The sequence below is a fragment of the Calidifontibacter terrae genome (assembly GCF_054778835.1).
The window spans coordinates 275,148-287,845 of the sequence record NZ_BAAGZF010000001.1 but is presented as its reverse complement, the minus strand read 5'-3'; the positions used below and the strand labels follow the sequence as shown (position 1 = coordinate 287,845).

The window sequence follows — 12,698 nt, the reverse complement described above, 5'->3', positions numbered from 1 at the left end:
TAGGTCGGCCACTCTCCTTCGGCGCGAGCCGCCGGTCAGTTCGAGCTGCGAATAGCACCACGCAGACTGCGCAACGCCACCGAAAGTGGCGCCAGACCGGCTTGCTTGAGTCCGCGCACACCCTCCAGCGACTTCAGCACCCGGCCGATCGAGTCGGGGTTCGCCGCTTCCCAGGACGCGACCCGCTCCAGCGGCTCAGCCTCCGATGACGTCGCAGACAGCACCGCCGCGGTGAACGATTCGAGGACGACGTAGAGGTCGTCTCGCATCGCGCCACGAGCCAGGGAATCCCACCGGTCTTCGCGAGGCAGCCCGCTCACCGCGCCCAGCATCGCGTCGATACCGATCCGTTCGGAGACCGCGAAGTAGGTCGTGGCCACCGCCGCCGGTTCCTCACCGGTGGACGCCGCAAGCTCGGCCACATCCAGCAACGAGAAGGTATCGAGCAGACCGGCAGACCGGCCCGCCAGCTCCTCGCTGATCCCGGTCGCGACCAGACGGTCCCGGTTTCGCTCCCACCGCTCACGCTCACTGCCGCGCAGCAGATCCGGCACCGAGGCGGACAGCTGTTCAACGACCGGCCGGAAGCGCTCGATTTCAGCACCGATGTCGAGACCGGACGGGCGGTTGTTCAGGAGCCAGCGGGTGACTCGATCGATCAACCGGCGGAACTCGAGGTAAAGCGCGGTTTGCGCCGACGTTGTCACCTGGTTGTCCAGGTTCTCCACGCTGCTGACGAATCCGCGCAGGTCGAACACCTCGCGCGCGATCACATAGGCCCGCCCGATCCGCTCAGGTGATGCTCCGGTCTCCTCGAGCAACCGGAAAGCGAAGGTAATGCCGCCGCGGTTGATCATCGAGTTGACGACCGAGTTGATGATGATCTCCGACCGCAGCGGGTGGCCGGCCAAATCGGCGCTGAAGCCATCCCGGATGCGTTGCGGGAAGTAGTCGCCCAAGGTGCGGTCAAACCAAGGATCTGCGGTCAGTTCGCTCGCGCCGAGGTCGTTCTTCAGGGCCAGCTTCGCGTAGGCGACCAGCACACTGAGCTCCGGCGAGGTGAGGCCCTCACCGGCGTGGATCCGGCGACCCAACTCCTCGTCGGACGGCAGGAACTCCAGGGCGCGGTCGAGTTCGTGGCGCCCCTCCAACCATTTGATGAGCCGCTCATGGACCGAAGCCATCAGCCCGTTCTGCGCCCGGGCGTTCCCCAAGAGTGTGTTCTGTTCGTAGTTGTCGCGCAGCACCTGCTGACCGACCTCGTCGGTCATCGAGGCGAGGATCTCGTTGCGTTCGGCTAGATCGAACCGGCCGCGGCGCATCAGATCGGTCAACAAAATCTTGATGTTGACCTCGTGGTCGGAGGTGTCGACACCGGCCGAGTTGTCGATCGCGTCGGTGTTGACCCGCACCCCCTGTTGGGCCGCCTCGATGCGACCCAACTGGCTGGCGCCGAGGTTTCCGCCCTCACCGATCACCTTGCAGCGGACCTCGCTGCCGTTGATCCGGATCGAGTCGTTGGCGCGGTCGCCGATCTGGGCGTTCGATTCCTGGCTGGCCTTGATGTAGGTGCCGATCCCGCCGTTCCAGAAGAGGTCGACCGGAGCCAGGAGCACCGCGTGGATCAACTCGTTCGGCGCCAATGCGGTGACGTCGTCGGCCAGTCCGAGAGCGGCCCGCACCTGCGGGGTGATCGGCACTGACTTCGCGGTGCGCGGGTAAACCCCGCCGCCTTGGGAGATCAGCGAGGTGTCGTAGTCGGCCCACGACGACCGCGGCAGGTCGAACAGTCGGCGGCGCTCGACGTAGGACTTCGCCGCGTCGGGAGACGGGTCGAGGAAGATGTGACGGTGGTCGAACGCCGCCATCAAACGGATGTGTTCCGACAACAGCATGCCGTTGCCGAAGACGTCGCCACTCATGTCGCCGACGCCGACCACCGTGAAGTCCTGCGTCTGGACGTCGTGACCCATCTCGCGGAAGTGCCGCTTGACCGACTCCCAGGCACCACGCGCGGTGATGCCCATGCCCTTGTGGTCGTAGCCGGCCGAGCCACCCGATGCGAAGGCGTCGTCAAGCCAGAAGCCGTAGGACTGGGCTACCCCATTGGCGATATCGGAGAACGATGCGGTGCCCTTGTCGGCCGCGACCACCAGGTAGGTGTCGTCCTCGTCATGTCGTACGACATCGCGCGGCGGCACCACGTCGCCGTCGACCAGGTTGTCGGTGAGGTCCAACAAGCCAGCGATGAACAACCGGTAGGCAGCCTTGCCGGCCTCGAACCAGGCATCACGATCGACGGCCGCATCCGGCAATTGCTTGGCGAAGAAGCCGCCCTTGGACCCGGTCGGAACGATCACTGCGTTCTTGACCATCTGGGCCTTCACGAGGCCGAGCACCTCGGTTCGGAAGTCCTCCCGGCGATCACTCCAGCGCAGCCCACCACGGGCAACCTTGCCGAACCGCAAGTGGACGCCCTCGACCTGCGGGCTGTAGACCCAGATCTCGAACTTCGGTCGCGGGTGGGGCATGCCGGGGACGCTCGCGCAATCGATCTTCAGGCTGAGCACCGGGCGATAGCCGCCCTTGTCGTCCCGCTGATAAGCGTTGCTGCGCAAGGTCGCTCGGATGGTGCCCCGGAAGGCTCGCAGGATGCGGTCCTGGTCGAGGCTGGCAACGTCGCCCAGCGCCTCGTCGATCTGGGCGTGGATCGACTCCTGCTCGGCCGCGCGGTCACCGGCGCGGGCCGGGTCGTGGCGGGCCTGGAAAAGTTCGACCAACAACCGGGTGATTCCGACGTTCGCCGTCAGCGCCTGTTCGACGTATTCCTGGCTGAACGGCAATCCGACCTGACGCTGATAACGCGAGATGGCGCGCAAGATCGTCAACTCGCGAGTGGTCAGTCCGGCGCGTAGCACCAGCGCGCCCAGACCATCGCTCTCTGCCTCGCCTGCCCAGACGGCGCCGAAGGCCTCCTGGAAACGTTCGCGGATCTCAGCGGCCTCGTCACCCTGACCCCACCACGCCGCGTCGGGGGCCCGGAGCCCGAAGTCGTAGATGTGGATGAGTTCGCCGTCGGCGCGATGCATCGAGTAGGGCCGCTCGTCGGTGACCTGAACGCCCAGGTCGGTGAAGATGGGCATCACATCGGTCAGGACCACAGCCGACCGGCGGAACAGCTTGAACCGGCGCTCCTTCGGGTCAGCGTTCGGTTCGCGGTAGAGCGTCAAACGCGTGTCATCAGCGCCGGCGAGCGCCTCGATGTGGCGCAGGTCGGCCACTCCCTGACGCGCGCCGAAGTCCTCCTTGTAGGCCTCCGGGAACGCATCCGCGTAGAGGCTCATGACACGCGCGGACGCGTCGGATCCGTCCTCGTCACGGGAGAACTGGCCCAACTGCTCCGACCACGTCTGTGTCGACTGAAGGAGGTCACGACCGAGCTTGTCCTGGTCGATCAATGACAGTTCGGTGCCGGGCATCACGCGCACGACGAAGTGAATCCGGGCCAGCTCAGCATCGGTGACGTTGGTGGCGTATTCGACCGAGTCGGAGTTGTAGGCCCGCTCCAGGATCGCCGCCATGGCCAACCGCGCCCGCGTGGTGTAGCGGTCGCGCGGGATGTACACCATGAAGCTGGCGAAGCGGCCGTATTCGTCGTCGCGGTGCAGGACGTACGGGGTGCGGCGCTCCTGCACCCGCATCACCGTCGTCACGACCGACTTCAATTCGTTGGTGCGGATCTGGAACAGCTCGTCCCGTGGGTAGGTCTCCAGCACCTGCAGCAGGTCTTTGCCGGAGTGGCTGTCCGGCGCGAAGCCGGAGTCGGCGAGCACAGCCGCCGCACGTTCGCGCAGGAGGGGCACCCGGCGTACGGACTCGACATAGGCAGTCGAGGAGAACAAGCCGAGGAACCGGCGTTCACCGATGACCTTGCCTTGGTCGTCGAACACCCGGATTCCGATGTAGTCCAGGTAGGCGGTGCGGTGGACGGTCGCGCGCGAGTTCGCCTTGGTGATGGTCAGCAGGTGCGGTTCACGCGCTGTACGACGTGCCTGCGGGGTCAGCCGACTGAACGACTGCGACTCCGGAGTGTCATAGCGCAGGATGCCCAGACCCGACCCGGCGACCGGCCGCAACACATCCTCGCCATCGACGACGTCGAGCGTGTATTCGCGATAGCCCAGGAAGGTGAAGTGTTCGTCGGCGAGCCAGCGCAAAAAACCTTGGGTTCGCTCGATGATGCCGCGTGGAACGGTCGCCGGGGGCGACGCTTCGAGGTCGGCGATCACGGCCTCGCAGCGGCCGCGCATCCGTTCCCAGTCGCCGACGGCGTCGCGGACGTCGTCGAGCACTTCGTGCAGGGCGGCGACCAGTTCGTCGTCTTCACCGGCGTCGACGCCCAGGTCGATCTGCAGGTGCATCCACGATTCGGCGATGGCATCCATCGCGGCAGGATCGTCGGCGCGCTGCTCTTCGATGTCGAGAACCTCGACCAACTCGCCGGCGGCATCGCGGCGAACCCAAATCTGCGGGTGGACGATCAGGTGAACCCGGCGCCCGCGCCTGGCCAGTTCGGCGGTGATCGAGTCGACCAGGAACGGCATGTCCTCGGCGACGATCTGCAACACCGGATAGCTGCAGGACCAGCCGTTCTCCCCGCGCGGGTGAAGCAACTGGATGTTGGCGGTGCCCTGCGGGCGGACTTTGGCAAGATCCTGGTGGGACAACAGGATTCCGCGCAGATTGTCCGGGCCCATCTCGGCCAGGTCGTCGTCGGCGAGGTGTTTGTAATAGCGATCGAAGAACCACTCGGGACACCCCCTCGACGCCTCGGCTCGGGCAGCGCTCTCGCGCAGGATGTCGTTCCGGAGTTGACCAGACATGACTTCGAAGAACCTCGTGGGTGCGTCGGTATGACGCACGTCGTTGTGCGCCATTTCTGACTGTAGCGCCCGGCCCGGAGCGCCTCCATCCGACCTCGTCCTGTGCGAACACCGACCAGAGCTCCGGCTCGTCGTAACCTGTCCCTCATGCCCGCGCCCCCGTTGCACGACGACGTCCGCCGCCGGTTGGTGTCGATCGTGCCGACGATGCTGGCCGTCCACGCGGAAACGGTGACTGACACCACCACCCGAACCCTCGCCATGGCGGTCGAACATGTCGCGGACGGGCTGCTGGCTTGGCATGACGCGCTGATCGGTGGAACACCACCACATCTAGCGCTGGCTGCCGGCATGGACACCGTCCCCACCACGTTCCGCCCGCTCAACGCCGGCGCTTACGTGACCACCGAACTAGCTGGCGCGAGTCTCGACCTGCGCCGCTGCGGAGAGTTGCTGCAGAGCGTGGTCGACCAGGTCAGCGACGACACGTTGCGTCCCACCGGCCAGGCGCTCGCCGATGTAGTGCGCTCCATCTCCGAGCTGCTTCAAGTGCACGTCGAGGAACTACGCGCTGTGCTGCCAGGGCGCGGTGACGTCGGCGGCGCGGCCAAGGACGTCCGAGCGGCGAAGGTCGCGCGAGCAGAACGCGTGCTGCAGCGCCGGCTCATCGCTACGCTGCGCGGATGAAGATCGACCGCGACTGGACCCTCCCCGCCGACGCCGACACGGTGTTCGCCATGCTCAGTGATCCGGAATACCAGCAGCTCAAGACCGACGCGACCTCGACCGACGGTGGGTCGATCGAGGTCACCCCGACCGACTCCGGCGCCGACATCACTATCCGCCGACTGCTTCCCACCGATGCCTTCCCGGAGAACATCCGGGCCATGGTCGGTTCGACGATCACCGTCGTCGAGACGCAGCAGTGGGGTGCTCGCGCCGACGACGGCAGCCGCTCGGCCGCCCTCAAGGTCGTCGTCCGAGGCACCCCCGCCTCCATGAGCGGCACCATCACCCTCGCGCCGGTTTCGGCAGACGAAGCGCGCATCGCCATGGCCGGCGACCTGAAGGGCGGCATCCCGATCATCGGACGCAAGATCGAAGAAGCCGCCGCTCCCTCGTTCAAGCAGGCGCTCTCGAACGAGGAAGCGGTCAGCCGGAAGTGGATCGCCTCCCACTGAGGCTCACCACGCGCTCACCCCGCATTCACCCCATGTGCGGGTAAGCGTGTTCGGTCGGGGGAACGAACGTTTCCTTGATCGACCGTGCACTGGTCCAGCGCATCAGATTCTGCGGCGCGCCCGCCTTGTCGTTGGTGCCACTGGCCCGCCCACCGCCGAAGGGCTGTTGGCCGACCACCGCGCCGGTGGGCTTGTCGTTGATGTAGAAGTTGCCGGCCGCGAACCGCAGCCGGTGACTCGCATCGGCGATGACCCGACGGTCGGTGGCGAGGATCGATCCGGTCAGCGCGTAGGGCGCCACCGACTCCAACTGGTCCAAGACCTTGTCGTACGACCGGTCCGGGTAGACGTGGACGGCCAGGATCGGGCCGAAGTATTCGGTCGAGAACACCTCGTGGGCCGGGTCGGTGACCTCTAGGACGGTCGGGCGCACGAAGTAGCCGACCGAGTCGTCGTAGGTTCCGCCGGCTAGCACCTCAATGCCGCTGTCGGCGTGGGCCCGGTCGATCGCATCCTTGTGTTTGGCGAAGGCCCGGTCGTCGATCACCGCACCCATGAAGTTCGACAGATCGGTGACGTCGCCCATCGGCAGGCCGTCGGTGATCGACACCAGATCTGCCTTGATCTTCTTCCAGAGGCTCGCCGGAACGTACGCGCGTGAGGCCGCGGAACACTTCTGCCCTTGGAACTCGAACGCGCCGCGGATCATCGCGGTACGCAGGACGTCCGGGTCGGCCGAGGGGTGAGCCAGGATGAAGTCCTTGCCACCGGTCTCCCCCACCAGCCGCGGGTAGGTGCGGTAGTTCGGCAGGTTCGCGCCGACCTCCTGCCAGAGGTGCTGGAAGGTCGGGGTTGAACCGGTGAAGTGGATGCCGGCCAGATCGCGGTCGGCGAGTGCGACCTTGGACATGTTGAGGCCGTCGCCGGTGACCAGGTTGATGACGCCCGGCGGCAGACCTGCCTCCTCGAGCAACTCCATGGTCAGCTGAGCGGCTCGCTGCTGAGTCGGCGAGGGCTTCCACACCACGGTGTTGCCCATCAGCGCCGGGGCGGTCGGCAGGTTGCCGGCGATGGCAGTGAAGTTGAACGGGGTGATCGCGTAGACGAACCCCTCGAGCGGGCGGTGATCGGTGCGGTTCCAGACGCCACGGGAGTTCGCTGGGGGCTGATCAGCCAGGATTTGGCGGGCGTAGTGAACGTTGAAGCGCCAGAAGTCGATCAGTTCGCAGGAGGCGTCGATCTCGGCTTGGTAGGCGGTCTTGCTCTGCCCCAGCATGGTGGCCGCGTTGATGCGCGCCCGCCACGGTCCGGCCAGCAGATCGGCCGCCTTCAGCAGGATCGCTCCACGGTCGTCGAAGCTGAGATCGCGCCACCCGGGAGCGGCATCCTTCGCCGCCTGCACCGCTGCCTGCGCGTCGGCCACCGTTGCATTCTTGAGAGTGCCCAGAACCTTGCGGTGGGCGTGCGGTTGACGCACCGCGATCGCGCGGCCACCGCCCATCACGCGCTTTCCACCAATGGTGTGGGGCAGGTCCACCTGGTCGGCGGCCAGCTCAGCGAGCGCGACCTCGATCCTGGCTCGCTCCGGGCTACCCGGCGCATAGTCGAGCACCGTCTCGTTGATCGGGGTGGGCGTGGTGGTCACTGCGTCCATGAAAGGGGGCTCCTTGTGGGTGCGGATGGACAGAGGTCGTGTCCACCATCGTCGCAGAGCCGAACGTCAGTGCGCGCTCAGCAGGCCACGCAGCAGGTTCAGTTCTGTCGCGTCGAACCAACTCAACTCGATCTCCGCATCGGGTTCCGACTCGTACGCAGCCAGATCGATCAGGTGAAAACTGGCGAATCGAGCTAACGGAAGGGGCCCGCGAATCTCGACTTGGGCATCACCGGTGTCGGCCAGCACGGCCGCGGTGGCCAGATCCGCGGCACCCACCACGAGCACGCCATGACCGATGGCGTAGGCGGCCGCCTCCTGGCAGGCCGCGAACTCGTGCACCTCGACGTCGTCACCACCGACGGCGGCACGCACCGCCTCGGTCACCGCGAACGCTCCCAAGGGCGGACTCGGCAGCTGCCGGTCACTGGCCAGCGCGGCGAGGGCCGCGTCGTCCAACGGCAGGTAGATCCGTTCGGTGGTCATGGTGATCTCCTCAGCTGTCCGCGACGAGTTCATTGACGGCCTCGACGATGCATTGGCCGAGCATCTCAACGTCGGACATCGCATCGCGGTCGGCGGTCAGACCGAAGAACATCCGACCGTTGTACGACGTCAGCCCGATCGCCAGAGCCTGCCGCTTCGCCAGCGGGATGACCGGGTAGGACTCGGTCATCTTCGCGTCGGCGGCATAGAGGTCATGCTGCGGGCCGGGAACGTTGGTGATCACCAGGTTGAACATCCGACGCGACATCGCGCCGCCCAACCGGGCGCCCAGGGAGTGGATGGTCGCCGGAGCGAAGCCAGCCAGGCTACTGAGCGACCGCGCCGACACCGCCGAACGCGAATCGACCTGCTGCTGCATCGAGTAGGCGACCTGATGCAGGCGCATCCGCGCATTGGGTTCCCCGACCGGGAGGTCGACGAAACAAGCAGTCACCTGCTCCTGCTCGGCGGACGAACCGGCTGCGGCGTCGCGGTGGATGCTGACGGGGACCATCGCGCGCACGGTCGCGCCGGTGTCGACGGCTTCTCCCCTGGCCAGCAACCAGGCGCGCAGGCCGCCGGTGATCGCGGCGAGGACGACGTCGTGGACGGTGACGTGTTCGTTGCTGTTGCCGCGGGTCACGTTGTTGCGGACCCGTTGATACGCGGCGAGGTCGGTTTCGAGCATCACGTAGCGCCGGTAGGCCCCGACATGGGCGCGTAGCGGGCTGTCCGGCGCCGGCCGGGCGGCGCTGCGCGCGAGGGTGCCGACCACGTCGACGGCTCCGGTGACCACCCGTCGACCCAAATCATCGACGTTCGTGACCACCTTGGCGGTGTCGCGCACGACCTGTCCCGGCCGGCGTACGAGCGTCAGGACATTGTCGGCGAGAAGTTCCAGCGCGGTGGGCGCGGGTCGCGGCTTCCAGGTGTGGGGAATCTCGTCTTCGCGCCCGGCCCCCAGGTCGACGATCACCTGACCGATGTCGATGGCGTTGACCCCGTCGACCAGCGCTTCATGGGTTTTGGTGACGATCGCGAAGTTGCCGCCGCTCAGACCCTCGACCAGGTAGAGCTCCCAGAGTGGACGGTCGCGATCGAGGGCGCGGGACTGGATCCGGCCGACGAACTCCTCCAACTGAGCGGGGGTTCCCGGCTTCGGCAGGGCGGACCGCCGCACGTGATAGGTGATGTCGAAGTTCTGGTCGTCGACCCAGAGCGGGTTGCTGATCCGCACCGGAGCCAGCTGGACCCGCTGCCGATAGCGGGGCACGAACGCAATACGGTTCGCGACGAGCTTCAGCAGGTTGTCGTAGTCGAAACCGCCCTCGGGCGGCTCGAACACCATCACCGACCCGACGTGCATCGGCGTGGTGGCGTCCTCCAGATATAGGAAGGACGCGTCGAGGGAACTCAATCGGTCGGCCACGCGCGCCAGTCTCTCACCCGGTGCGCTGCCATCGCCCTGAGCGCCGGATACCGGTCTGCGCCGGTGGCCTTCCACCGAGCTGACGGGCCAGCGTTGCGATCGCGCGCAACGCCACTGACCCAGGCGCGTGTTCGTGCAGGGTGCGCCCCTCCAGCAGGGCAGCGCCCAGGGCGTCACGGTCGTCCGGGACCAGCAGCGGGTCGACCCCGGCAAACCGAGCCAGCGCATCGCGTACGGCGGATTCGGCGCCTCGGCCGGACGCTGCACGCCCGACTTTGGTCACCACGATCGTCGGCTCCACTGAGGTCATCCCCGGCAAGTCCTCCAAACTGCGCACCAGCCGGGTGAGTCCGATCGGGTCCGCGGCGGCCACGACGACGACCGCGTCGGCTTGCTCCACCACGGTTCGGGTGGCCATGTTGCGTTGCGGGGCGAGGGTGTCGTAGGACAGTTCCTCGTCGGTCTCGATCGGGGGCGCGAGGTCCACCACGATGTGGCGGTGCAGGGCCCGCGCGGTCGACAACACGTTCTCCAGCGCCGCCGCTCTCAGCTCCGGCCAGCGGTCGGCGCGCGGCAGGCCGGTCAGGATCCGCAAATGCGGGGAGACCAGCGGCGCGACCCCGGCGAAGGAAATTGTGTCGAGGCGACCCGCTTCGGCCAGCCGCGTCGCGGCAGCCACTCCCGGCGCCTCGTCGAGCACGCCGAACAATTGGGCTTGGCTCGCACCGTACGTGTCGGCATCGAGCAGCAGCGTATCGTCGCCGCCCGCGGCCAGCAGGGCAGCCAGGTTGGCTGCGACGACCGAGCGTCCGGGAGCGCCACCTGTTCCCCAAATAGCAATGATCCGGCCGCGATCGTCCGCCGTGTTCTGGTCTTGGTCGTCCCCCGGCTCCCGCAGACCAGGCGTCGAATCGACCGGTTGGGCCAATGCTGCTGGAGCCGACGAAGCGGCGCGCACCACCGCGGCCACCAATTCCTCGCCCGCTACCGAATCGAGCAGGACATCGGACACACCCCATTCGCGCAGTCGCCGCTCCCCCGCTTCATCGGAGTGGACACCGAGGAGGGCGACACCATGCCGACGTACGTCCTGGATGCTCGAGCGATCCAGGCCGGGCAGGTCAGCAGAGACAAGCGCAACGTCGGCATGACCGGCCGCGCAGACGGCAACGACCTCCGCCAGGTCGACGCAACGACGCACCAGACTCAACTCGACGGACCCGCCGAGCAACGCCGCCAGTCGGGCCTCAGCCGCCGCTGTGACACCGGTGATCACCGCGATCGTCATCAGTCACCCTTCATCGGCGACCCGGCGGCCGGCACCAGGGTGATCCGCGATCCACCGTTCATGGCGGCAATCAGCGACGCCACTTTGCTCTCTGGGACCAGCACCGACACTTGGTCGCCACCGGCGGAAACGCTGAGGCCGGAGCGGTCACCTGGGACCCGTTGCACCATCGCCCGCTCGACCTCCCGGCTGGGTGGCCGGAAGTCGTCCGTTGCTGTGCTGCCCGGGGTCTTGGCGGCGATCCATACGTCGACGACCGAACCTCGTACGAGGGCGGCGGCTCCCGATCCGCCGACCGGCAGCGCGATCGAACGCACACCAACCGAAGCCACGGAGCCGACGGCACTGCGCGGCAGCAGTTCGCCCGCACGCACCTCGCGCAGCACGGTTCCGCCGGGGCGCGCCGCACCGACGAAGTAAGCCTGTCGTCCGGTGTCGAGTCGCACCTTGACGACCTCGACGTCGTTGACCCCCACGGTGTCGCCTGGCAATAGGACGTGTTTGGCGCGAACAACTTGCACCGAATCGTCGAAGTGGGCCAGCGTCAGCGCTCCGGCGAGCATCGCGACCAACACCATGATGACGCCGGCCACCAGCCGCCCGTCTCGCCACGACGGCCGTCGCATCCGGTTTGCCACGCGGTTGCCGCTGGGTTCGTCCTTGTCGGTTCGTCGTTCTGCCATGTTGTTCCTCCCATGCCCGGCCCGCGGCCGAAACTCCCGCGCACATGATGAGTGCAGTTCCACGGCGTACGGGGAAATGCACAGGTAAAGAGTTCGCCAAGTCGTCCCTGCCGTCGCATGAGTCACAATGGACGCGTCACCCCCCGCGCCGGCTCACCACCGACACCCGTGAACACCGAGAGGAACGCCGTGCCGACCCGCTTTCTGCAGATCACCGATGTCGCCGAAACCCTCAACGTTTCGGCCCGGCAGGTCTACGCACTGATCAACAGCGGTGAACTCCCGGCGATCAAAGTCGGCAAGTCGTGGCGTATCGAAGCGGCCGAGCTGGAGTCCTACATCGATCGCGCCTACGCGGACACCCGAACGCGTGTGGAGTCCGGCACCCTCACCGAATCTGACTGAGCCGAATCTGACTGAGCCGAATCTGACTGCGCTGCAGCGCGATTCCTGCCCATTAACGGTCAGGAGATGCGGCGAACGACCGCGATCGACGCCCACGGGATCGTCTGCCGACTGGTCACCACAGCCGTCCGGCGTACGGCGTCGGCAGGATGCAACGCCACGTCCAGGTGATCAGCGCCCACCAGGTCAATCGTGCCGATCCACACTCCGGCGTCAACGTCGTGAACTGCGACGACGCTGCGGTCGCGAGAGATGCCGCGCAGGGCGACTCCGAGGCCGAACGATCGGGTGATCCCGCCACCGGCATCAACCCGGCGCGGCAGGTCGCTGACGCCGCGGATCGCGGCGGTGGGCAACACCGCGGCGCCCCGCCCAGATTCCTCCACCGCGACCCAGTCACGCCCGACGTCCGTGAGTTGGCCGGTTACCTGACCGGCCTTGGTGTGCAACACCACCGACTTCCCCAAACCGGACGCCAATCGGTCGACCCAGCCGATCCCCGCCCGTTCGGAGCGCACCAACTCGGCGATTTCCGCGGCCCGTTCGCCACGGGCGGCCTCTTGAAGTTGGGCCTCAAGGTCGGCGAACAGGTCATCCCAGCGCATGGCGGGAAGGGTATCCCGCCACATCCGCCAAAATTCGATCCTGTTAATCCCCGTTTCTGCTCCGTGATGACGTTTAGTGTCGCT

At 66.8% G+C, this 12,698-nt stretch carries 10 protein-coding genes; 3 read left to right on the top strand and 7 right to left on the bottom strand.

Going from position 1 to position 12,698, the window contains the following annotated elements; all coding sequences use genetic code 11:
* Positions 1-35: 35 nt before the first annotated feature.
* Positions 36-4,883, bottom strand: a complete 4,848-nt coding sequence (locus tag ACYU98_RS01375) for an NAD-glutamate dehydrogenase (protein ID WP_460466383.1) — start codon at positions 4,881-4,883, stop codon at positions 36-38.
* Positions 4,884-5,030: 147 nt separating this feature from the next.
* On the opposite strand from ACYU98_RS01375, the gene ACYU98_RS01370 reads away from it, so the two are divergent.
* Together ACYU98_RS01370 and ACYU98_RS01365 are read left to right on the top strand one after the other, a co-directional pair.
* Positions 5,031-5,570 carry a hypothetical protein gene (locus ACYU98_RS01370; protein WP_460466382.1) on the top strand — a complete coding sequence of 180 codons (540 nt, stop codon included), beginning with the start codon at positions 5,031-5,033 and terminating at the stop codon, positions 5,568-5,570.
* Positions 5,567-6,064, top strand: coding sequence for a DUF2505 domain-containing protein (locus ACYU98_RS01365; protein WP_460466381.1), 498 nt, complete (start codon positions 5,567-5,569; stop codon positions 6,062-6,064). The genes ACYU98_RS01370 and ACYU98_RS01365 overlap by 4 nt, the downstream gene beginning before the upstream one ends.
* 25 nt (positions 6,065-6,089) lie before the next feature.
* Here the strand turns inward: ACYU98_RS01365 and pruA are convergent, their stop codons facing one another.
* The 5 genes from pruA to ACYU98_RS01340 form a co-directional block, all read right to left on the bottom strand.
* Positions 6,090-7,718, bottom strand: a complete 1,629-nt coding sequence (pruA, locus tag ACYU98_RS01360) for an L-glutamate gamma-semialdehyde dehydrogenase (RefSeq protein WP_460466380.1) — start codon at positions 7,716-7,718, stop codon at positions 6,090-6,092.
* 66 nt (positions 7,719-7,784) lie between these two features.
* Complete coding sequence (locus ACYU98_RS01355; RefSeq protein ID WP_460466379.1) at positions 7,785-8,204, bottom strand: DUF6912 family protein; 420 nt, start codon at positions 8,202-8,204, stop codon at positions 7,785-7,787.
* A gap of 10 nt (positions 8,205-8,214) precedes the next feature.
* Entirely contained in the window at positions 8,215-9,633 is a 1,419-nt protein-coding gene (locus ACYU98_RS01350; protein ID WP_460466378.1) for a WS/DGAT/MGAT family O-acyltransferase, read from the bottom strand.
* Between the two features lie 13 nt (positions 9,634-9,646).
* A complete protein-coding gene (locus ACYU98_RS01345) occupies positions 9,647-10,921 on the bottom strand; it encodes an AAA family ATPase (protein ID WP_460466377.1) in 1,275 nt (424 codons plus the stop codon).
* Positions 10,921-11,604, bottom strand: coding sequence for a hypothetical protein (locus tag ACYU98_RS01340; RefSeq protein WP_460466376.1), 684 nt, complete (start codon positions 11,602-11,604; stop codon positions 10,921-10,923). Before ACYU98_RS01340 ends, ACYU98_RS01345 begins: the two co-directional genes overlap by 1 nt.
* A gap of 168 nt (positions 11,605-11,772) precedes the next feature.
* Between ACYU98_RS01340 and ACYU98_RS01335 the strand changes: the two genes are divergently transcribed.
* Positions 11,773-12,009, top strand: coding sequence for a helix-turn-helix domain-containing protein (locus ACYU98_RS01335; protein WP_460466375.1), 237 nt, complete (start codon positions 11,773-11,775; stop codon positions 12,007-12,009).
* A gap of 59 nt (positions 12,010-12,068) precedes the next feature.
* Here ACYU98_RS01335 and ACYU98_RS01330 read toward each other — a convergent pair whose 3' ends face one another.
* On the bottom strand, positions 12,069-12,614 hold the full coding sequence (locus ACYU98_RS01330; RefSeq protein ID WP_460466374.1) for a hypothetical protein: 546 nt from the start codon (positions 12,612-12,614) through the stop codon (positions 12,069-12,071).
* Between the last annotated feature and the right edge of the window lie 84 nt (positions 12,615-12,698).